Source organism: Cupriavidus cauae (assembly GCF_008632125.1).
Lineage (GTDB): Bacteria > Pseudomonadota > Gammaproteobacteria > Burkholderiales > Burkholderiaceae > Cupriavidus > Cupriavidus cauae.
In genome coordinates, this window is sequence record NZ_VWRN01000006.1 from 44547 (window position 1) to 65825 (window position 21279).

22 protein-coding genes are annotated in these 21279 nt (G+C 68.9%); 8 read left to right on the top strand and 14 right to left on the bottom strand.

Translation table 11 applies throughout. From position 1 onward, the window contains the following. Positions 1-49: 49 nt before the first annotated feature. The 4 genes from F1599_RS01670 to F1599_RS01685 all read right to left on the bottom strand — a co-directional run bounded on the left by F1599_RS01670 (position 50) and on the right by F1599_RS01685 (position 3591). Positions 50-379 (bottom strand): c-type cytochrome, encoded by a 330-nt coding sequence (locus tag F1599_RS01670; protein ID WP_149317535.1) that lies wholly within the window; start codon positions 377-379, stop codon positions 50-52. 127 nt (positions 380-506) lie between these two features. Beyond that, a complete protein-coding gene (locus F1599_RS01675) occupies positions 507-1634 on the bottom strand; it encodes a c-type cytochrome (RefSeq protein WP_395894529.1) in 1128 nt (375 codons plus the stop codon). A 43-nt stretch (positions 1635-1677) separates the two neighbouring features. Continuing rightward, positions 1678-3084 carry a sulfite dehydrogenase gene (soxC, locus tag F1599_RS01680; protein WP_150081988.1) on the bottom strand — a complete coding sequence of 469 codons (1407 nt, stop codon included), beginning with the start codon at positions 3082-3084 and terminating at the stop codon, positions 1678-1680. 108 nt (positions 3085-3192) lie between these two features. Beyond that, on the bottom strand, positions 3193-3591 hold the full coding sequence (locus F1599_RS01685; protein WP_149317532.1) for an ArsR/SmtB family transcription factor: 399 nt from the start codon (positions 3589-3591) through the stop codon (positions 3193-3195). Positions 3592-3907: 316 nt separating this feature from the next. Between F1599_RS01685 and F1599_RS01690 the strand changes: the two genes are divergently transcribed. After that, positions 3908-5272: a hypothetical protein gene (locus tag F1599_RS01690; RefSeq protein ID WP_150081990.1), complete on the top strand. Its 1365-nt coding sequence runs from the start codon at positions 3908-3910 to the stop codon at positions 5270-5272. 23 nt (positions 5273-5295) lie between these two features. Here F1599_RS01690 and F1599_RS01695 read toward each other — a convergent pair whose 3' ends face one another. The 4 genes from F1599_RS01695 to F1599_RS01710 form a co-directional block, all read right to left on the bottom strand. Next, positions 5296-6591 (bottom strand): NAD(P)/FAD-dependent oxidoreductase, encoded by a 1296-nt coding sequence (locus F1599_RS01695; RefSeq protein WP_150081992.1) that lies wholly within the window; start codon positions 6589-6591, stop codon positions 5296-5298. A gap of 95 nt (positions 6592-6686) precedes the next feature. Continuing rightward, positions 6687-7016, bottom strand: a complete 330-nt coding sequence (locus F1599_RS01700; protein ID WP_150081994.1) for a c-type cytochrome — start codon at positions 7014-7016, stop codon at positions 6687-6689. Positions 7017-7428: 412 nt separating this feature from the next. Beyond that, the gene (locus tag F1599_RS01705) at positions 7429-8331 is read right to left on the bottom strand and encodes a BON domain-containing protein (RefSeq protein WP_150081995.1); all 903 of its coding nucleotides are present in this window, start codon (positions 8329-8331) and stop codon (positions 7429-7431) included. Positions 8332-8503: 172 nt separating this feature from the next. Then, positions 8504-8959, bottom strand: coding sequence for a YraN family protein (locus tag F1599_RS01710; RefSeq protein WP_223819424.1), 456 nt, complete (start codon positions 8957-8959; stop codon positions 8504-8506). 18 nt (positions 8960-8977) lie between these two features. Between F1599_RS01710 and rsmI the strand changes: the two genes are divergently transcribed. Beyond that, positions 8978-9877, top strand: a complete 900-nt coding sequence (gene rsmI / locus F1599_RS01715; protein WP_150081997.1) for a 16S rRNA (cytidine(1402)-2'-O)-methyltransferase — start codon at positions 8978-8980, stop codon at positions 9875-9877. A gap of 256 nt (positions 9878-10133) precedes the next feature. On the opposite strand, the gene F1599_RS01720 is transcribed toward rsmI, so the two are convergent. Further along, positions 10134-10979, bottom strand: a complete 846-nt coding sequence (locus F1599_RS01720) for a septal ring lytic transglycosylase RlpA family protein (RefSeq protein ID WP_395894502.1) — start codon at positions 10977-10979, stop codon at positions 10134-10136. A gap of 301 nt (positions 10980-11280) precedes the next feature. On the opposite strand from F1599_RS01720, the gene F1599_RS01725 reads away from it, so the two are divergent. The 3 genes from F1599_RS01725 to F1599_RS01735 all read left to right on the top strand — a co-directional run bounded on the left by F1599_RS01725 (position 11281) and on the right by F1599_RS01735 (position 13133). Next, on the top strand, positions 11281-11931 hold the full coding sequence (locus F1599_RS01725; protein ID WP_150082001.1) for an MBL fold metallo-hydrolase: 651 nt from the start codon (positions 11281-11283) through the stop codon (positions 11929-11931). A 17-nt stretch (positions 11932-11948) separates the two neighbouring features. Continuing rightward, entirely contained in the window at positions 11949-12734 is a 786-nt protein-coding gene (locus F1599_RS01730; protein WP_150082003.1) for a 3'-5' exonuclease family protein, read from the top strand. A 180-nt stretch (positions 12735-12914) separates the two neighbouring features. After that, complete coding sequence (locus tag F1599_RS01735) at positions 12915-13133, top strand: hypothetical protein (protein WP_149317523.1); 219 nt, start codon at positions 12915-12917, stop codon at positions 13131-13133. A gap of 268 nt (positions 13134-13401) precedes the next feature. Here F1599_RS01735 and arsC read toward each other — a convergent pair whose 3' ends face one another. Continuing rightward, the gene (arsC, locus tag F1599_RS01740; RefSeq protein ID WP_149317522.1) at positions 13402-13761 is read right to left on the bottom strand and encodes an arsenate reductase (glutaredoxin); all 360 of its coding nucleotides are present in this window, start codon (positions 13759-13761) and stop codon (positions 13402-13404) included. Positions 13762-13880: 119 nt separating this feature from the next. On the opposite strand from arsC, the gene F1599_RS01745 reads away from it, so the two are divergent. Beyond that, positions 13881-14465 (top strand): GNAT family N-acetyltransferase, encoded by a 585-nt coding sequence (locus F1599_RS01745; RefSeq protein ID WP_149317521.1) that lies wholly within the window; start codon positions 13881-13883, stop codon positions 14463-14465. 108 nt (positions 14466-14573) lie between these two features. On the opposite strand, the gene F1599_RS01750 is transcribed toward F1599_RS01745, so the two are convergent. Together F1599_RS01750 and F1599_RS01755 are read right to left on the bottom strand one after the other, a co-directional pair. Continuing rightward, the gene (locus F1599_RS01750; RefSeq protein WP_150082005.1) at positions 14574-15842 is read right to left on the bottom strand and encodes a M20/M25/M40 family metallo-hydrolase; all 1269 of its coding nucleotides are present in this window, start codon (positions 15840-15842) and stop codon (positions 14574-14576) included. 89 nt (positions 15843-15931) lie between these two features. Continuing rightward, a complete protein-coding gene (locus tag F1599_RS01755; protein ID WP_150082006.1) occupies positions 15932-17197 on the bottom strand; it encodes an allantoate amidohydrolase in 1266 nt (421 codons plus the stop codon). 465 nt (positions 17198-17662) lie between these two features. Between F1599_RS01755 and F1599_RS01760 the strand changes: the two genes are divergently transcribed. Then, on the top strand, positions 17663-19114 hold the full coding sequence (locus tag F1599_RS01760) for a C4-dicarboxylate transporter DctA (protein WP_149317518.1): 1452 nt from the start codon (positions 17663-17665) through the stop codon (positions 19112-19114). A gap of 42 nt (positions 19115-19156) precedes the next feature. Continuing rightward, on the top strand, positions 19157-19846 hold the full coding sequence (locus F1599_RS01765) for a GntR family transcriptional regulator (protein WP_150082008.1): 690 nt from the start codon (positions 19157-19159) through the stop codon (positions 19844-19846). 24 nt (positions 19847-19870) lie between these two features. Here the strand turns inward: F1599_RS01765 and F1599_RS01770 are convergent, their stop codons facing one another. Next, a complete protein-coding gene (locus tag F1599_RS01770) occupies positions 19871-20236 on the bottom strand; it encodes a DUF2784 domain-containing protein (protein WP_150082010.1) in 366 nt (121 codons plus the stop codon). 34 nt (positions 20237-20270) lie between these two features. Continuing rightward, complete coding sequence (locus F1599_RS01775) at positions 20271-21191, bottom strand: LysR family transcriptional regulator (RefSeq protein WP_150082012.1); 921 nt, start codon at positions 21189-21191, stop codon at positions 20271-20273. Between the last annotated feature and the right edge of the window lie 88 nt (positions 21192-21279).

Here is a 21279-nt window from a genome sequence, read left to right on the forward strand (position 1 = left end):
TATCGGCGCAATCACGATTGCCGCCGATACGCCGGCCCGTCACCAGGCATTACTTGGCCGGTGCGCCCGCCAGGATCCACTCCAGCACGGTCTTCACATCGGCATCGCTGATATTCGGGTTGGCCGGCATCGGCACCGGGCCCCAGACGCCCGAACCGCCCTTCTTGACCTTGTCGGTCAGCTTAGCCATGGCGGTCTTGTCGCCCTTGTACTTGGCGGCGACTTCCTTGTAGGCCGGCCCGACCAGCTTCTTGTCCACCTGGTGGCAGCCCATGCAGGCGTTCTTGGTGGCGATCTCCTGGGCCTTGGCCGCATCGACGGCGGCGTGGGCGGAGGCCGCACCGGCCAGCATCATGGCTGCAATCACGAACTGCTTCATTGTTCTCCTCTCCGAACTGGAATGAGCCGTGGGGACGGCACGGCCGTGTGGCAGCGAATCTGCCCGGCACGGCGGCGTATTGGTCCGGCCCGGCCCCTTCGATGGGGGCGCCAGGCGGCCCAATACGCTATTTTGCCTCAAGTATCCACTTCACCATGGCTTGAATATCCGATTCTGGAACCTGCGGTTGCGGCGGCATCGGCACTGGCCCCCACGCGCCCTGCCCGCCGCTGCGGATTTTCTGCGCCAGCGGACCGTGCGCGTCCTTGCCCTTGTAACGCTGGGCGATCTCGTGGAACGACGGTCCGACCAGCTTGCGGTCCTGCGCGTGGCAGGCCAGGCATTGGTACTGGCCGGTCAGCTTGGCGCCGAGGGGCTGGGCGGCGGCGGTGGCGGCCGGGTTGGCCGCCGCGTTGCCTACAGTCGCGGCCGCGGCCTTGCCCTCCGGCTTGTCCTTCGCCTCGTCCTCCGGCGACCCGGTCGCGACGCCGCGCACCGGGCCGAAGCCGCGCTGCTGCGCCGCCAGGTCCCCATGCGTGCCGCGCGCGTATTCCGGGATCAGCGAACTGACCTCGACCTTGCCGGCGCAATTGGTCATGCAGGCGGTATTGCGCGTGTCCGGCTTGCCGCGGCCCGGCCACAGGCCGTGCTCGGTCGTCATGCCGTTGCGGTTCGGCAGCTTGCGCTGGACCTCTCCGATATTGGCGTCCGACAGCGTGAAGTCGGACGGCACGATGTCGCCCAGGTTCAGGATGTAGGCGGTCACCGCGTAGACCTCGTCGACGGTCAGGCTCTTTGGCGCGTCCCACGGCATCGCGCGGTGGATGTAGTCCCACAGCGTGCTGACGGTGCTCAGCTTCATCAGCGAGGTGCGGTAGGGCTGCGAGCCGGTCATCGCCGCGACGCGTCCGCTGGCGATATCGGCCGCGGTGGTGCCGCCGGCGATCGGCGTGAAGACCGCATTGGATTCGCCGAAGTCGCCGTGGCAGGAGGCGCAGCGCGCATCCCAGACGGTCTGGCCCTGCGCGACGGTGCCGCGCCCGGGCGGCAGGCCCTGGAAGTCGGGGCGGACGTCGATGTCCCAGGCTTTCACTTCGGCGGCGGTGGCGGTGCGGCCGAGCTGGGCGCGGGCGGCCCTGGTGTTCTTGTTGTCCTTGTTGTCCCTGGCCGCCGCGCCGCTCGGCCAGGCCTGCGCGGCTTGCACCGTGCCCAAGCCCGGCACCGACAGGGCCGCGCCGCCCGCGACACCGAGCAGCAGGCAGGCCAAGGTGGCGCCACGGCGCCAGCCCAAGCGGGGGCTATCGCACCTGGACATTGGACACCTCGCCGCTGGCCGCGACCAGCCAGCTCTGGATCGCGTTGTTGTGGTAGATCGAACGCGTGCCGCGCACCGCGCGCAGTTGCGCGATGGTCGGCTGCACGTAGCCGGTCTCGTCGATCGCGCGGCTTTGCAGGATTGCCGGCGAGCCGTCCCAGACCCAGTCGAGATTGAAGCGGGTCAGGCATTTGGACAGCACCGGCGTCTCCAGCCGCGCGGTGCGCCAGTTGCGCCCGCCATCGACCGAGACATCGACGCGGCGCACCTTGCCGCGGCCCGACCACGCCAGCCCGCTGACGTTGTAGAAGCCCTTGCCGGTCAGCCGCTGGCCGCCCGACGGCGTGGTGATCACCGACTTGCACTCCTGGATCGACGTGTACTGGCGCAGCATGCCGTCCGGCATCATGTCGACGTAGTGCAGCGTCTCGTCCTTGGTGTTCCAGGGCCGGTCGCCCAGCTCCAGCCGGCGCAGCCATTTGACCCACGACACGCCCTGCACCCCGGGCACCACCAGCCGCAACGGGTAGCCGTTCTCGGGCCGCAGCATCTCGCCGTTCATGCCCCAGGCGACGATGATCTCGTCGGCCAGCTCCATCGGGATGGTGCGCGTCATCGCCGAGCCGTCGCCGCCTTCGGCCAGCAGATAGCGGCCGCGGCGCTGGTCGGCGCCGGCGTCGTCGAGCAGCACGCGCAGCGGCACGCCGGTGAATTCGCAGCAGGACAGCATGCCGTGGGTGTACTGCACCGTCGGCACCGCGACATTGCCCCATTCCATGCCGGTATTGGCGCCGCATTCGATGAAGTGCATGCGCGACACCGACGGCAGCCGCATCAGCTCGTCCATCGTATAGACGCGCGGCGCCTGGACCAGGCCGTTGATCATCAGCCGATGGCGGGTCGGGTCGATGTCGTGCCAGCCCTGGTGATGCCGCTCGAAATGCAGGCCGTTGGGCGTGATGATGCCGAACAGGCCCTGCAGCGGCGCGAAGCTGACCGAGGCGGCCGACACGCGCGTCAAACCCGGCGATTCGCGCCGCACCAGCGCGGTTTCGTGGCTGGAGGGCTGGCCGTAGGGGCGCGCGGCAACTGGCTGGCCGAGCGAGGTCGCCCAGGGTTGGGGTTTCAGGATCGCGGGATCGCCGTCGGCGGCGGTGTGGGTGGCCGTAGAGGTTGTCGTAGAGGCCGTGGCATTGCCGGTCGCGGCGCGGGCCGGCTTGACCAGCCCCACAGCGGCCGCGGTGGCGCCCGCCGCCGCAAGAAAACTGCCGCGCAGCAGATCGCGCCGGCGGCTGTCGATGCCGTGGCGCCCGATCTGCTGCCGCAGGTCGGCACTGACGAAGTGTTCCGGCGCGGGCACGATGCGACCCGGGCGACTGCGGTCCGGCACGTTCGGTCTCCTCCGGCCGCTCGCCGCGCTCCCGTGCGGGCGCGGTCGGCATGCCTGTTCGTATTGGGGCGCGCGCCGGTGGGGACCGCTGCGCGCTTCGTGCTGCTGTCAGCGCACCGCGCCGGCTCCGCCCGTCTTGCGCGGCGACGCGCCGCGCCGCTTCGGCTCGGTGGGCATGAAGCGGTCCACCATCGCGACCTGCTGCGCGTCGTCCTCGATCCGCGCGGCCACCTGCACGCACACGGTCCGGCACAGCTCCACCACGCTCTGGTCGGCGATCGCGTAGTACACCAGGTTCGCTTCCTTGCGCCGCGCCAGCACGCCGGAGCGGAACATCGCGTTCAGATGCCGCGACACATTGGCCTGCGACGAGCCGACGGTCTCCACCACGGCCCCGACCGGCTTCTCGCCGTCGCACAGCGCGTGCAGGATCTTCAGCCGCGTCGGCTCGGCGAGCAGCGCGAAGTAGTGCGACACCTGTTCGAAGACGCGATCCAGTTCGTTCATGCGATTCACTATATGCGTATATGCGTGAGGACGCATATATCGTTTACCCCCGGCTCCCGGCAACGGCGGCGCTCGGGCCACGCTCGCCATATCGCGTCATGTCGGGGCCATTTTCCGCGTCATGTCGTTGCGATGTCGGGCGCCGTCGGCCGGGGTCGTGAGAATGTGAGCCACCCACGCAACCTTGCTAAAGTCCGCGCCGTTAGACGATCGAGCCGGGATAGCCCGCGCCCATACATTGCGTCCCTCCACCACGACGAAGGAGCAACGAAGCATGGCCTCGGTTTTTCCTACCCTCTGTTCCCACAAGGCGCTGATGACAGCCGCCGAAGGCGCGGCCGCGGCCAGGGACGCTGCTGGCGCGATGCGTTCCACGGCGCCGTACTTCGAAGCAACGGGCTCCGTGCAGATCGGTCCCTATTCGGGCCATCTGCGCTATCTGACCCCACCGCGTGCCAATCGGCCCACGCGCGCGATTGCAGAGCTCGACGAAGCGGTGCAGAAGCAGCGCAGCCTCTGCAGGAAGCTGTTCGACAAGGTGTTTCGTGGCATCGGCCTGGACGGCCAGGTATCGCTGAGCGAGACACAGTTCCACGCGTTCCGCTACGTGGACGGCCTCTATGACACTGCGGTGAATTGGCTCGGGCAACAGAAGTGGGCCGAGGCAAGCGAGGACATTGCGTTCATGGCTTCCTCGATGGAGGTCTTCAGGAATGCATCGGCGGCATTGGCGCGAATTCGGACGGCCGCCAGAAAGGGCGATCAATCGGCGCTGCAGGGTATCGCCCTGTCGATCTCCGTGCCGGTCGTCGCCGAGGCAGCGTGGCGCGACCCCGGCACCATTCGGCGGCTCGTGGCGTTGTGCGGCACCAGCCGGGACATCCTCTGCCTCGCGGGAACCGGTGATCCGATGCACCAGGGGAGCGCCGTGGCGGGCTTCAGCCGCATGCTCGATGACGATGCCACCGTCCAGTGCATCGCCGACACACTTGCCAACGAAATCCGCGGCATGTCGTTCCACGATGCCCGCAAGCGGGTGCTGTCCTTCATGATCCAGGGGCGGTACAGCTCCTTTGCCAGGGATCGCGCAGGCCGCGACCGCGTTCCGCAATTGTGGATCGCACTGCGCGACACCGTGGCGACGAGCGAGGACGCGGCCATCCTGGCGAACGATCACGTCGCCTGCGGCCTCGGGGCGTATCACCGCGCGATGAACTTCGTGCTGTCGGACAAGTCGGCCATCCATCGGATACGGCTGTCCCTGCTGGACCTGCTCCACATGAATCCGCCCGACGACGGCTGGCGCATCAGCCCGGAAAACGGGCGCAAGGTAGCGGCATTCCTGATGGGCACTGCCGTGGACCAGCAAGCGCAACCGGGCACGATACTGTCGCGCAGTGCGCTGCAGCTGGTCTGGGGCCACTCGGTCATCGCGACGGCCATCGACCGGACGGCGCGGGACACCCTGGCGGCCGGCGGCGACATCAGACCGCTGCAGCCGCTACTGCGGACGCACCCGAACAAGACCTACGTCGCGCAGTACTGCCGTATTTCGCCCGTCATCGGCACATGGGGCCGGGCATGGACCAGTCGCTATGGCGCACGCGAGGAGATTCCGGCCGATGCGGGGAGCGCACCGCGTCGTTCCCCGGCAGCGGCACGGTCGTTTGCGGTGGCCTGACGCCGGCCTTGCCGAGTCATTGCTTACCCCAGCGCGTCCGCCCAGATCGCATTGGCCCAGGCGAAGGCGTAGGTCGCTTCCAGCGTATTGGGCGCCGTCGACACGCCGCCGGAGTCCGGCACCGTCACCATGGTCTTCTTCTGTGCGTCGTAGCGATGCACGCTGGCGACGTGGATCACCTCGCGATCGGAAGTGAAGCTGTAGCAGGTGTTGTTGTACAGCGGCTCGGGATTGGGCTGCCGGCCGGACAGCAGCGCGACGATTGCCGCCGCCGCGATCTTGCCGTGCTGGTTCGCCATGTGTCCGGACTTGGGCATCAGCGGCGCGATCTGGATGGCGTCGCCGAGCACGTGGATGTTCGGCACGGCCTTCGATTCGAAGGTCAGGAAGTCGACCTCGCACCAGCGGCCATTGGCGGTCGCGAGGCCGGTGTTGACGGCGATCGCGCCGGCGCGCTGGGCCGGCACCACGTTGGCGACGTCGACCCGCTCGTCGTCCTGGACCTCGAACTTCAGCGTGCGCGTGGCGGGGTCAATGTCGACGGTGCGGTATTGCGGCCGGTATTCGACGATGCCCTTGTACTTGCTGGCCCACACCTGCTTGAACAGCGCGGCCTTCGATGTCACGTCGGGATTGGCGTCGAGGATCAGCACCTTGCTGCGCGGCTTGGCCTGGCTGAAATAGTGCGCCACCTGGCAGGCGCGCTCGTACGGCCCCGGCGGGCAGCGGTAGGGCGCCAGCGGCACCGTCAGCGCATAGGTGCCGCCGTCGCGCATCGCTTCGAGCTGGCGGCGCAGCGCCACCGTCTGCGGGCCGGCCTTCCATGCGTGCAGGATCTGGTCGCCGCCGGGCCGCTTCAGGCCGGGCACGTCGTCGGGCATGAAGTCGACGCCCGGCGACAGCACAAGCCGGTCATACGGCAGCGTGCCGCCGCCGGCCAGCCGTACCTGGCGCTTCGACGGGTCGATCGCGGCGACGGTGTCACGGACCACCTTGACGCCGTGGCGCCGGCTCAACGCATCGTAGGACACCGTCAGGTCCTCGATCCGCTTGCTGCCGCCGAGCACCAGGTTCGACAGCGGGCAGGAGATGAAAGTCGGATTTGGCTCGACCAGCGTCACGTCGATGGTGTTGTCGCTCCATTCGCGCAGATAGCGCGCGGCGGTCGCGCCGCCGTAGCCGCCGCCGACCACCACCACCTTGCCACCGCTGGCGCGCGCCGTGCCGGCGCTGCCGCAGCCGCCGAGCAGCGTGCCGACGGCCGCCGGCCCGATGGCCGCGGCGGCCGCTGCCGCGCCGAGAAATTCGCGTCGTTGCATGTCAGCTTCCCCTCGCTTGTTTGACCGCACTACTGGATCGCACTACTGGATCGCATCGCTGGATCGCGTTCCCTGGACCGCATGACTTGTGCGTATTACTTGACCGCGGCGAACCACTTCGCCATCGCCGCGATCTGCTCGTCGGTATAGCCCTTGGCGATCTGGTGCATCACCGTGGCCTCGCGCTTGCCGGTCTTGAACGCCTGCATCTGCTCGATCAGATAGGACTGCGGCCGGCCCGCCAGACCGGGCACCGGGCTGCCGGCGGGCGCGCGGCCGGAGGGGCCGTGGCAGCTGGCGCAGGCCGCGGCCCAGTTGCGCGCCTGCTCGGTGGTGGGATCGGCGGCGCTGGCCGGCGCGATGACGAACATCGCGAGGGCGGCCACACCAGCCGCGGTGCTTCGCAGGGGATTGTTGTTTTTCATGGTCTCGCTCCTCGCTGGGATCGGCACTTCGGCGCATCGATCGGCCGCACGGCGCGGACCGGACGAGCGACCGGCCGGGGCGCGTGAGTGACGCGCAAGGCAGGGCAACCCTATCACATCGGCCGGCGCGGGCGTACTGCGGTTTTCGCAGATGATCGGACGGCGAGCGCCATTGGGCCGCCGCAACATCAGCGTAGGTCAGCCGCGGGCAACGCGGGAGCAGCCGGACGGTGGAGGAAGGAAGGCGAGGAGCGCGCGGCCGGCGGGTGGGAGCGAGGAAGACGCGGAGGGCGCGGCAGACGGGTGGGAGCGAGGAAGACGCGGGGGAGCGGCAGGCGGGTGGAGGGAGCATGGGAGGCGCGCCGGGCCGGATGGCCGGCGCGCCTGAACGTCGGGAGACGGAGCGAGCGGATCAGGGCAGGTTGCGGCCCGGAGGCAGGCCGACCGCACCGGGCACCGGCGCGGTCGTCGGTGCCGTCGTCGGCGCCGTCACCGGCGAAGACAGATCGGGGCCGATGGGCGCGGGGGTCGAGTTGGTCGGCACCGCGGCGCCAGGGGTGCTCTGCACCGGCGCCGGCGTGCCGCCGACCGGTTCGCCGGGCGCGGCGTTCTGCGACGATGCGGCCGCGTCCAGGCGGGCGCGCTCGGCCTCGTCGATGTAGTCGAACACCTTGACCACCTTGCTGACGCCGCCGACATTGCGTGCCGTCTCGGTGGCGCGATCGCCCTCGGGACGGGTGACCAGGCCCATCAGATAGACCACGCCCCGTTCGGTGGTGATCTTGGTGGAATTCGACGGCACGCCTTCGGCGGTCATCAGCATCGTCTTGACCTTGCTGGTCACGAAGGCGTCCTGGCTCTGCTGGGCGAACGACGGCGACGACACCACCTCCAGCTCGTTGATGACCTCGCGCGCGTTCGGCAGCCCGCGCACGTACTGCTCGATCTGCTGGCGCAGATTGGCGTCCTTGACCTCGCCGGTCAGCAGCACCTTCTTGTTGAACACGGTGACGTTGACGCGCGCGGCGCCGCTGTAGCGCGTCGCCAGCGTGTTCTCGATCTCGAGCTGCAGGCCGCGATCGACCGCCTGGATCGACGTCGGCCGGCGGTCGGTGGCGCTCATCACGCCGGCCCCCATGGCGCCGGCGATCACCGGGAAGCAGCCGCTCAACTGCGTCGCGGCGGTCAGCATCAGCGTGGCGGTGGCGGCGGCACGGGCGATGGCGGCGAGCCGGCTGGCGCCACGGGCCTGGGCGGGGGCGCGGACCGGCGTCGGTTCAGCGAGCGCGTCGCGCGAAAAAAGCGAAGTCTTCATGCGTTCCTTGCTGTAGCGGTAATGCGAAAGAGGATTGGCAGTCGGCAGGGCGGCCTGCGCCGCGCCAGGGCAATGCCAGTTGGCCGTGCGCCGCAACGCGCATTATGACGGACAGCCTGGCGGCCGCGGCCCCCGGCGAATGCGCTGGTTCGATGTCGATGGCGCCGTCCTGTCATTCCGACTCGCCCGCGCCGAACGCATCGCGCAGCCATTCGAGCCGTCGCGGTCCGATCGCCACCACATCGAGCCGGCAGCGCGGCGCATGGTCCAGCGTCGCCAGATAGTGATTGGCGGCCTGCAGGATGCGCTGGCGCTTGGTCGTCGTGATGCTGGCCAGCGCGCCGCCGAACGCGTCGCTGCTGCGCGAGCGGACCTCGACGAAGACCAGCGTACCGTCGGGCGCGCGCATCACCAGGTCCAGCTCGCCGCCTTTGCAGCGATAATTGCGGACCACCAGCGCCAGACCCTGGCCCTGCAGATAGGCCAGCGCCCGCGCCTCGGCGCGTTCGCCGCGCGCTTTCGACGTGTCCTTCGTCCCGGTGTTCGAAGTGTCTCTCGCCGAATCCCTCGCCGAGTCCTTCGCCAGGTCGCGTGCCGAGCCTCGTGCCGTGGTTTTGAATGTGCGCATCAACGGAAGTTCTCAAGCATGACTGACTGGATCTCGCTGGCAACCGGCCAGTCCTATCCCACCGGCACGCTGTACGTCGTCGCCACGCCGATCGGCAACCTTGCCGACCTGACGCTGCGGGCGCTGCATGTGCTCGGCCTTGCCGACGCGATCGCCTGCGAGGACACCCGCAATACCGGCCAGCTGTTGTCGCGCCTGGGCCTGCAGCGGCCATTGCTGGCGGTGCACGAGCACAACGAGCGCGAGGCCGGCGTGCGCGTGGCCGAGCGGCTGGCCGCCGGCGAACGCATCGCCTATGTTTCCGATGCCGGCACGCCGGGCATCTCCGACCCGGGCGCGCGGCTGGTCGAGGCGGTGCGCGCGGCGGGCCATCGCGTGGTGCCGCTGCCCGGTCCGAGCGCCGCGGTGGCCGCGCTGTCGGTCGCCGGCGAGATGCTCGATACCGGGGCGGGGCGCTTCACCTTCGCCGGCTTCCTGCCCAGCAAGGCCAAGGCGCGCACCGAGGCGATCGCCGCGCTGGCGACGCTCGAGCATGCCTGGGTCGTCTACGAAGCGCCGCACCGCATTGCCGACACGCTGGCCGCACTCGCGCAGCAATTGCCGCCGACGCGCCGCCTGCTGATCGGCCGGGAACTGACCAAGCTGTTCGAGCAGGCCGAGACGATGGCGGTCGCCGACGCGCCGGCCTGGCTGGCGGCCGATCCGGCGCGCGCCAAGGGCGAGTTCGTGCTGGTGATCGAAGGGGCAGGCGCACCGGCAAAGGGTGAGGCGGCGCTGGACGCGAACGCGCAGCGGGTGCTGGCGCTGCTGCTGGAGGAGTTGCCGGCCAAGCGCGCCGCCAAGCTCGCGGCGGCGATCACCGGGGCCGATACCGCGGCGCTCTATGCGATGGCGCTGGCGCGCCGCGAGCAGGAGTAAGACCGGAACGATGCAGACCGGGAAGATGCGGGGCGAAGCCATGCGCGCCGGCATCAGGGTCGGCGCCGCTCAGGCGCTCCGGTGGGGAAGCCGGGTGGAACGGGGAGCTGTGCAGCGGGCCGCGTAGCCGCTCACTGGAGCGGTGACTGTGGCTCCAGCAGGGGCTCGGACCGTGGCCCTGACGATGGCTCTGACTGCGGCGCAGTCGGAGGCGCGCCGATGCGCGAGGAAGGAGGCGAGGAAGGAGAAACCGGCCTCAGCGCGCATTCGCCTTGCTGGCCGTCTTGCGGGTCTTGAGTACCACGCGCTTGGCCTTGGCCGGCCTGGCCACGGTGTCGTCGTCGTCCACACCGTCGCCGCCGCCGTCGGTGGCGCCCGTGTCCATGCCGGGCTCGCGCAGCGGTCCCAGCGCGGCCAGTTCGGTACGCGACAGCCGGCGGATTTCGACCTGGGTATGCCCGCGGTCGACGAAGCCCAGCCTCTTGGCGGCGCGATACGACACGTCGAGCACGCGGTTGCCGTGATACGGGCCGCGGTCGTTGATGCGCAGTACCGCCACCTTGTCGTTGCGCAGATTGCGTACCAGCACCCAGCTGTCCAGCGGCAGCGACGGGTGGGCGGCGGTCATCGCACCCATGTCGAAGCGCTCGCCGTTGGCGGTCTTGCGGCCGTGGAATTGCTTGCCGTACCACGACGCCGTGCCGCGCTGCTCGAACGTGCCGATATCCGCGCGCAGGCCTTCCAGCGACGAGCCGCGCGGCGTGCCGCGGGACGCCGATTCGCTGTCGCTGCTGTCGTCGTCGCCCCAGCTGAACAGGCGCCACGAGCCGGTCGGGGCCGGCGTCTCGGTGCTTGCCGCGGCTGGCGCCTCGTTGCGGGCGTCGGCACGGTTGTCGTTGTTCGCGGACTTGGGCTTGCGTGCCTGTGCCTGTTTTGCGGCGGGCGTGGCAGCGGTCGGCGCCGCATTCTGGTCGGCCGCGGCGCTGTTGGGATCGTCGTTCGGCGACACCGCACAGGCGGCCAGCGTCAACGCACAGACGGCGTGAAAGCCGTAGCGGAGCGCGCGGCGAGCATGAGTAAGGGGGTGGGTCGGCCAAAGCATCGCGCGAGTCTAACATCGGTCGTGCGCGCGATTTACAGCGATTTTGTTACGAATTGTCTGGCTACGGCGTGCAATTGCTCGCAATCCCCGAACTGACAACGGATTGCGGCGATTCTCCCGACTATCCCGGCCGTTGACGTCGATGCAACGAAAAGGCATCACAGTTCACATATTGGGTACGTCGCCATGTCTAACAAAGGCCGACGCTACAATGCGACGACATAGGCTGGCACATCCACCAGAACGCCGATCCAACCCCATACGCCGCGCATCGCCGGCGATCGTCCGACACCCCTCAACGATGAAAGTCCTGCTGATTCCCGTCACGCCCTTCCAACAGAATTGCTCGCTGCTGATCGACGAGCGCACCGGGCGCGCCGCGGTTTGCGATCCCGGCGGCGATCTGGACCGGATCCAGGCCGCGCTGAAGGAACAGGACGTGACGCTGGAAAAGATCCTGCTGACGCACGGCCATCTGGATCACTGTGCCGGCGCCGCCGCGCTGTCGCGCGAGTTCGGCGTGCCGATCGAAGGGCCGCATCGCGACGAGCAGTTCTGGATCGACCAGCTGCCCGAGCAGACCAAGCGCTTCGGCTTTGGCCACGCGGAGGCGTTCGAGCCCGATCGCTGGCTGGATCAGGGCGATACGGTGCAGTTCGGCGACGAAACGCTCGAGGTCTACCATTGCCCCGGGCATACGCCTGGCCACGTGGTGTTCTTCTCGCGGCCGCACCGCCTGGCCATCGTCGGCGACGTGCTGTTCGCCGGCTCGATCGGGCGCACCGATTTCCCGCGCGGCAACCATGCCGACCTGATCCGCTCGATCCGCACGCGGCTGTGGCCGCTGGGCGACGACGTGACCTTCGTGCCGGGGCACGGTCCGGTGTCGACCTTCGGCGACGAGCGGCGCGACAACCCCTTCGTCGCCGATCATCTGATCAACGTGGCCTGACGGCCCACCCTCCGACCATGGCCAAGCGACAGCTGCCCGATACCCGCCCCGAGATCTACGTCAGCACGGACGTCGAGACCGACGGTCCGATCCCGGGCCCGCATTCGATGCTGTCGTTCGCCTCGGTGGCGATGCTCGCCGACAAGACCGTGCTCGGCACCTTCTCGGCCAATCTGGAGACGCTGCCCGGCGCGGTCGGCCATCCGGTGCAGATGAAATGGTGGGAAACCGAGCCCGAGGCCTGGGCCGCCTGCCGGCGGGACCTGCAGCCGCCCGAGCAGGCGCTGGTGCGCTATGTCGAATGGGTCGAAGCGCTGCCGGGCAAACCCGTGTTCGTGGCCTTCCCCGCCGGCTTCGATTTCACCTGGATGTTCTGGTACATGATGCGTTTCGCCGGCCGCTCGCCGTTCGGCTGGGCCGCGCTCGACATCAAGACGCTGGGTTTCTCGCTGACCGGCCTGCGCTACCGCCGCACCGTCAAGGCCGCGCTGCCGCAGGCATGGATCGATCCGCTGCCGCATACCCATGTCGCGCTGGACGACGCGCTCGAACAGGGGGCGATGTTCTGCAACATGCTGGCCGCGCTGCGCGAACGCGAAGCCGCCCTCGCGGCGATCGCCCCGGAATCCCCGGAATCCCCGGAATCCCCGGAATCCCCGGAATCCCCGGAATCCTCGGAATCCCCTGAACCCCCTGAATCCACGGAATCTACGGAATCCACGGAATCTCCTGCAGGCCCTGCATCCCCGGCCGAGCCCACCGGCACCTCCGCGCCGCCCGACGACCTGGCGCGGCAGGGTTGACCCTTAGGTCGCGTCCGCGCCACGCCGCGAGTCCGCCATGTCGCCATCGCCTATAGTAAAAGCGTGCATGGCCGTTCCGACGCCGCGCCGTGCGCAACTGCGGCGGCCTCGCCATGCATGGCGGTCCGTTGCTATGGTGAAGACCGCCTGACGCGCGTTCCTGTCGAGGAGGTGTCGATCATGCGTTTCCATCCCGATCTTCACTGGCGGCATCTGGCCGAACGGCTGCACCGGCCACCGCACGCGCACAGTGTCGCCCACTCCCACCCCGCCGACGATGAGGCCGACATCGCCAAGGCCACGGTCTACGTCAGCACCGTGGCGCTGGTCCTGCTGCTGATCGTCCTGGCGGCCATCGCTTTCGGTCAGGAGGCCATGCACTGGCTGGGTGTCAAATAACGACCCGCCTGAAGCTACCGCGCCTCCAGCACCGGGCCGGCCTCCACACGGAGGCCGGTTTCTATTTGGGGCTCGCTTCGATCGGGGCTCGCTTTGATCCGGGCTCGCTTCGATCCGGGCTCGCTTCGATCCAGGCTCGCTTCGATCCAGGCTCGCTTCGATCCTGGCTCGCTTTGATCCGGGCTCGGTTCAGTCCGGCCTCGGTTCAGTCTGCGGCACGGTCCGATCCGAAGCTCGATTCGATCAGAGGCTCGGTTCGATCCGGCGCTCAGGAAAGCAGCGCCGCGACATTCTCGGGCGGCCGGCCGATCGCGGCGCGCTGCCCCCGCACCACGATGGGCCGCTGCAGCAGGATCGGATGATCGGCCACAGCCTGCAGCACCTCGGCGTCGCTCAGGCCCGGATCGGCCAGGTCAAGCTCGGCGTAGATCGCCTCGTTGTCGCGCACCATCTGCCGCACCGGCACATCGAGCAGCGCATGCAGCTGCTTGAGCGTGGCCAGCGTCGGCGGCGTCTTCAGGTACTCGACCACCTCGACCGGTTCGCCCAGGCGTTCGGCGGCCTGCTGCACCAGCGCCAGCGTGTCGCGCGACTTGGAGCAGCGCGGATTGTGGTAAATCTTGATCATCGGTCCGTCCCTCGAAACGCAAACGTTGTCATCTGCAAACACGACGGACTATACAAGCTACAAGCAGCGCGGGCGAACCGGTACGCCGCGCGCCCTCCTTCGATACCACGCCAGACGCCATGACCACGAACCAGGCCACCGTTGCCGCGCCGACCGTGCGCGATGCCACCGACGACGACCTCCCCACGATCCACGCCATCTACACCCACCACGTTGTCCACGGCCGCGCCTCGTTCGAGGAAATACCTCCCACGCTCGACGAAATGCGCGAGCGCCGCGCCGCCGTGCTGGACAAGGGCCTGCCCTATCTGGTGGCCGAGCTGCAGATCGACGGCCGCCCGGTGGTGGCGGGCTACGCCTACGCGTCGTCCTATCGCACGCGCAGCGCCTACCGCCATACCATCGAGGATTCGATCTACCTGGACGAGCGCCATCGCGGCCGCGGCATCGGCGCCGTCCTGCTGGCCGCGCTGCTCGCCCGCTGCGAACACGGCCCGTGGCGCCAGATGGTCGCCGTGATCGCCTGCCCCGCCGGCGGCGAAGGCAACGGCTCGATCGCGCTGCACGAACGCATGGGCTTCCGCATGGCCGGCCGGCTGGAGGCGGTCGGCTTCAAGCACGGCCAGTGGATCGATACGGCGCTGATGCAGCGGCCGTTGGGGGCGGGTGCGACGGCGTTGCCGGGGGACGCTCCGGCCGGTTGAGCCGTGGCTGCGCCCGAATGCAAACGGCCCGCGTCAGCGGGCCGTTCGTCCATCCACAGGGCGGTGCCGGCCCCGGGTCAAATCACCACATCAGATCGCGACAGCAGATCACGACATCAAATCCGACAACGCCAGCGCCACCACCTTGGTGGCCCGGTTCAGGTCGTTCAGCCGCAGGTTTTCGTCCGAGTTGTGGCCGCGGGCTTCCATCAGCGTGCGGGGGCCGGCGCCGTACAGCACGGTCGGGATGCCGCGGCTGGTGTAGTGGCGGGCGTCGGTGTACAGCGGCACGCCGTGCACCGGGATGTCGACGCCGAACACTTCCTCGGCGCGGCTCTTCAGGGCGCCGATCAGCTTCTCCACGCCGGGCAGCTCGGACAGCGGCTCGGCCAGGATGATGCGCTCGACCTTGACCTCGATGCCGGGGCGGTCCTTGGCGGCCTTCTCGACCACCGCACGGATCTCGCCTTCCGCGTCGAAGCCGATCTCTTCCGGGATCATCCGGCGGTCGATGCGGAAGGTCACCAGGTCGGGCACCACGTTGGTGTTGATGCCGCCCTTGATCAGGCCGACATTCAGCGTCGCGGTGTCGATGCCCGGCACCTTGGACTTGCGCGTGGCCAGCTCGGCGCGCAGGCCGTAGACGGCCTGCAGGATGTGCGTCGCGGCTTCGATCGCGTCGACGCCGGTATGCGGCATCGCGGCATGCCCCTGCTTGCCCTTGACGGTGACCTCGACGTGCAGGCAGCCGTTATGCGCGGACGTGATGCCGTACGAGAAGCCGGCCGAGATCGCGTAATCCGGCTTGGTCAGGCCCTGGTCCAGCAGGAACTTCGGGCCGATGTCGCCGCCCGTTTCCTCGTCATAGGTGAACTGCAGCTCGACCGTGCCGTTGAGCTTGGCGCCCTGCTTTTCCGCTTCCATCAGCGCCAGCACCGCGTACGTGTAGGTGGCGAAATCCGACTTCGACACCGCCACGCCGCGGCCGTACATCACCGGGCCGTGCTCGCTGTCGGCGATCTCGCCGCCGTACGGATCCTTGGTCCAGCCCAGTCCCGGCGGCACCACGTCGCCGTGCGCGTTCATCGCGATGGTCGGGCCGCCGTTGCCGAAGGTCTTGCGCACGATCAGGTTGGTGGCGCTGATCATGCCGGCCGCCTTGACCAGCTCGTCGGGCACCTTGTGCGCCTCGACCTGGAAGCCCAGGCCTTCGAGCAGTTGCCGTGCGCGCGCGCCGTGGGCGTCGCAGTCGCCGGGGGGATTGTCCGACGGCACCTTGACCAGCTCGGCGAGGAAGGCCTCCTGCGCGGGACGGTTCGCGTCGATGAAGTGGGTCAGCGTGGTTTGCGTGGGGTTCATGTTGTCTCGTGCGGTCATGGCTCTTCGCTGGTTGGCTGAGGGCGCGCTGGGCGCGGGAGTTTGTTCGGAATGAAGGCGGCCGGCATGTGGTCGGCGGGCCGCCCGGATCAAGGACGGGCGCTGAAGTGTTCGACGAAATCGCTGAACACGCGCGCGGCCAGCGCGGCGTCCTCGACCGTCATGGTCTCGGTCGGATGGTGGCTGATGCCGCCGTTGCCGCAGCGCACGAACAGCATCGCCACGTCGGCGATCGCGGCGATCGCCATCGCGTCGTGGCCGGCGCCGGACGGCAGCAGGCGCACCGGCGCGCCCTGGCGCTCGATCGCCGCCGCCCATTGCTGCTGCAGCCACGGCGCGCACGGCACGCTGGCGGCCTCGTGGGTCTTGCGGACCTGCGCGCGGACCTTGCGGCGCGCGCAGACGCGTTCGATCTCGGCCAGCACGTCGGCGACGGCGGCCTGCCGCACCGCGTCCTCGCCGGCACGGATATCGATCGAGAACACGGCGCGGCCCGGCACGACGTTGGCGGCGCCGTTGGGCACATTGAACTGGCCGACGGTGCCGACCAGGCCCGGCGTGCCGCTGCAGCGGCGCTCGATGAACAGCCCGATCTCGGCACCGGCCATGGCGGCGTCGCGGCGCATGTCCATCGGCACCGTGCCGGCATGGCCGGCCAGGCCGTCGAGCTCGACGATGAAGCGGGTCGCGCCGGAAATCGCGGTCACCACGCCGACCGGCAGGTTCTCGTTCAGCAGCACCGGGCCCTGTTCGATATGGACTTCGACGAAGGCCAGCACCTTGTCGCGCGCGTGCGCCGCCGCGGGCAGGCCAGCCGGGTCGAAGCCGGCCGCGCGCATCACCTCGCGCATGGTCTTGCCGCTGTCGTCGACGTTGTCGAGCACGTTGTTGTCGAAGGTGCCGGCGATCGCGCGGCTGCCCAGCAGCGTCGCCTTGAAGCGCACGCCCTCTTCCTCCGCAAAGCCCACCACCTCGATCGCGAACGGAAAGCGCTTGCCCTGGCGGTGCCATTCGGCGACGCAGGCGATCGGCAGGATCACGCCCAGATTGCCGTCGTAGCGGCCGGCATCGCGCACGGTGTCGAAATGCGACCCCGTCAGCAGCGCCGGCGCGCCCGGCTCGGTGCCTTCATAGCGGCCGATCACGTTGCCGGCGGCATCGCGGCGCACCGTCATGCCGGCCGCTTCCATCCACGCCGCCAGCTGCGCGGCGGCGCCGTGGTGCGCGTCGGTCAGATAGGTACGAGTCAGCATGCCCGGCTGCTCGGTGTGGACGGCAAGGGCGTCGGCCCAGGCCATGATGCGCGCGCCAACTTCGGTGCCGGACACCGAGGAGGGCGTTGTGGATGCTGCCATGCGTGTCTCCTGCTGAACGGATCGTGCCGGCTGTACGCCGGCACCCGGGCCCCCGAACGGGGATGCGATGACTGTAGCGCGCTCGCTTGCGGCCTGGCGAGCCTGTTGGGCTGCCCGCCTGGCGCGGTGGCTGTTGTGCTTGTGGTGCGCTGTTCCCCGGCGCCGGGACGCGCACGGGGCCATCGATGCAGACCATGTTAGCACAGTGAATTCAAAAATTGCATACAAAAAAGATATGCACTATATTCCGGTCCAGGTTCCGACAAAGCGCTGCGGACAATCCGGTCCAGACAGTCGTCGGCGTGAATTCCGCCCCAACAGGGGGGCCTTCCACGCGAGCCACGTCCATTGCACCGGGTGTGCCGAACCCGAGACACCGTTGCCCACAGCGGCGCCGGTGGCAGTCCTGAATCGAACAGGGTGAGCCGTCACACCGACACGGACCCGCCCGTCTGGAGACAAGTCATGCAGCAACCCGCCCTGCCCGGCGCCGGCCGGCCGCACACGCCTACCCCCAATCCTGTCCCCCGCCATCCGATCCACCGCTTCACGCGCTCGCTGTTCGGCCAGGTGCTGATCGCGCTGGTGCTGGGCACCGTGCTCGGTCTGGCCTTTCCGGAGTTCGCCGCCAAGCTCAAGCCGCTCGGCGACGCCTTCATCAAGCTGATCAAGATGCTGATCGCGCCGATCGTGTTCTGCGTGGTGGTGGCCGGCATCTGCGGCGCCGGCGAGCTGAAGAAGGTCGGCCGCGTCGGCGTCAAGGCGGTGGTCTATTTCGAGATCGTCACCACCATCGCGCTGGCGCTGGGCATCCTGCTGGCCTATGTGTTCCAGCCGGGCGCCGGCATGAACGTCAACCCGGCGTCGCTCGACGCCTCGGCGATGAGCGCCTATGTCGACAACGCGGCCAAGGTGGCCAGCGGCGGCACCGTCGACTTCCTGCTCAAGCTGATTCCGTCGACCGTGATCGGCGCCTTCTCGTCGGGCGACGTGCTGCAGGTGCTGCTGGTGTCCGTACTGTTCGGCTGCGCGCTGTCGCTGATCGGCGAGCCGGGCCGGCCGCTGGTCCGGCTGATCGACACCTTCTCGCAGACGCTGTTCAAGATGATGGGCTTCATCATCAAGCTGGCGCCGCTGGGCGTGCTGGGCGCGGTGGCGTTCACCGTCGGCAAGTACGGCATCGGCTCGCTCAAGCAGCTGGGCTTCCTGGTGGTGCTGTTCTACGGCGCGGTGGTCGTGTTCGTGGCCGTGGTGCTCGGTACCGTGATGCGGCTGTCGGGTTTCTCGGTGTTCAAGCTGATCAAGTACCTGCGCGCCGAGCTGCTGGTGGTGCTGGGCACCGCCTCGTCGGACAGCGTGCTGCCGCAGATCATGCGCAAGCTCGAGTTCATGGGCATCCGCAAGTCGGTGGTGGGCCTGGTGATCCCGACCGGCTACTCGTTCAACCTCGACGCCTTCTCGATCTACCTGACGCTCGCCGCGGTGTTCATCGCGCAGGCCACCAATACCGCGCTGTCGATGGCCGACCTGCTGGGCATCCTGGCGGTCGCGCTGGTGACCTCCAAGGGCGCGCACGGCATCCCCGGCTCCGCCATCGTGATCCTGGCCGCGACGCTGTCCGCGCATCCGGCGATCCCGGCGATCGGCCTGGTGCTGGTGCTGTCGGTCGACTGGTTCATCGGCATCGCCCGCGCGCTGGGCAACCTGATCGGCAACTGCGTCGCCACCGTGGTGGTCGCGGCCTGGGAGAAGGACATCGACCGCGAACGCGCGCATGCGGTGCTGAACGGCGAGATCCCGGCCGCCGAACTGGACGAGGGACTGAGCGCCCCGGTGCTCGATGGCCTGGACGGGCTGGAGGGTGGCCACGCGGCCCCCGGGTATGCGCCGGTGCCGGGTAAAGCCACGGGACGATAGAATTCGGCATTTCCCCCAAGCGCGCCGCCCGCGCTGCGCCCCATGCCCGAGCATATCGACCCTGCCATGACCGCCGAGGCGATCGCCGACGACATCGTCGCGGCGATCGTTTCGCACCGCCTGCCGCCCGGCACCAAGCTGCGCGAGGAGGCCCTGGCGGCGGTCTACCGGGTCAGCCGTACCAAGGTGCGCGCGGCGCTGCTGATGCTGTCCAAGGACAAGGTGATCCAGATCGTGCCCGACAAGGGCGCATTCGTCGCCAAGCCCAGCGCCGAGGAGGCCCGCGAGGTCTTCGCCGTGCGGCGCATCCTCGAGGCCGCGCTGGCCCGCGAGTTCGTCGCGCGCGCCACGGCCGCCGACTACAAACGGATCGACAAGCATCTGGCCGCCGAAAGAAAGGCGCTGGCCGGCAACGACGCGCAGACCCGCACCCGGCTGCTCAGCGACTTCCATATCCTGCTGGCCGAGGTCGTCGGCAACAAGGTGCTCACCGAGATGCTGCACGAGCTGTCGATGCGCAGCGCGGTGATCACCATGCTGTACCAGTCGCGGCGGGACGCGGCGTGCTCGTCCGACGAGCATCGCGAATTCATCGAAGCGGCGCGCGCGGGCGACGCCGACCGCGCGGTCGAACTGATGGTCGGCCACCTGAGCCATGTCGAGGGCGCGCTGCACTTCGACGAGGTGCCCGCACCGGCGGGCAAGGACCTGGTGGCGGCGCTGCTGGCGTGAGTTCCGCTGCGGCGGCGCGCGCCGTCAACGCCAGCGCCGGCGCGACCACCACCACAGCGCATACACCGCGACATTGATCCCTACCACCAGCGCGCCCAGCCACAGCTGGGTCTCGCGCGTCAGCGCCTGCGGGTACAGCAGCGGCAGCAGGTACTGCTCGACGAAGCCGCCGGCATAGCCCTGTTCGCCCGCCGCATGCCGAAGGCGGTTCTCCAGCGGCGTCAGCGGGCAGATCCAGCCGGTCCATTCGACGGTGGCGCCCCACAGAGCGGCCGGCAGATGCAGCCATGCGACGCGTGGCCAGCGCCACAGCAGCACGCCGCCCGCAACCACGAAGGCGACGAACAGCAGGTGCAGCAGCACCACGGCGTCGGCCAGCCAGGCAGCCATCGGCCCTCCTCTGCAAAACGAGCGCTGCGGGTCCTTACGCGCCGCCGGCGCGCGCGGTCCAGTAGCCCGGGCGGTTGAATTCGGTCTTCAGGTGTTCGATGAAGAAGCGGATCTTCGCCGGGACGGGCCGCTGCTGCGGGTACACCGCCAGGATGTCGTAATCTGGCAAGGCGTATTCGTCCAGCACCGTGATCAGTTCCCCGCTCTCGAGCTGCGGCAGGATCTCCCACGTCGAGCGCCAGCCCAGCCCCAGCCCCTCGCAGGTCCAGCGGTGCAGCAGCTCGCCGTCGTTGCAGTCGAGATTGCCGGTCACGCGCACGCTGACGGCCTTGCCGTGCTGCCGGAAATACCAGCCGCGCTGCTGTCCGCCCTGCAGGTTGAACGCCAGGCAGTTGTGCTGCGCCAGGTCGTCCAGCGTGCGGGGCACGCCGTGCCGCGCGAAGTAGGCCGGCGTGCCGCACACCACGCGCTTGTTGGTCGCCAGCTTGATCGCGACGAAATTCGGGTCGATCGCGCCGCCGATGCGGATGCCGACATCGTAGCCCTCGCGCACCAGGTCGACCACGCGGTCGGTCAGGTTGAACGAGATCTGCACTTCGGGATTGTTGGCGAGGAATGCCGGCGCGTGCGGCGCCACATGCTTGCGGCCGAACGCCGCCGGCGCGGAAACGATCAGATGCCCGGTCGCCTTGTGGCGCCCTTCGGCGATCAGCATCTCGGCGCGGTCCAGGTCCGCCAGCGCCTTCTTGCACTGCTCCATGAAGGCCGCGCCCTGCTCGGTCACCACGATGCGCCGCGTGGAGCGGTGCAGCAATTTGACGCCGATGCGCGCCTCCAGCGCATTGATGCGCCGGCCGATCATCACCGGCGTCACGCCCTGGGTCAGCGCGGCGGCGGCCATGCTGCCCTGCTCCACCACCGAGATGAAGGCCTCGATCTGTTTGAGTTTGTCCAATGTTTGTCTCCTCCCGCGCACGATTGTGCGCCGCGCCGCCATGCCGCGGCATCCGCCGCACGCTATGCCGGCAATGCGCCGCGGCGCA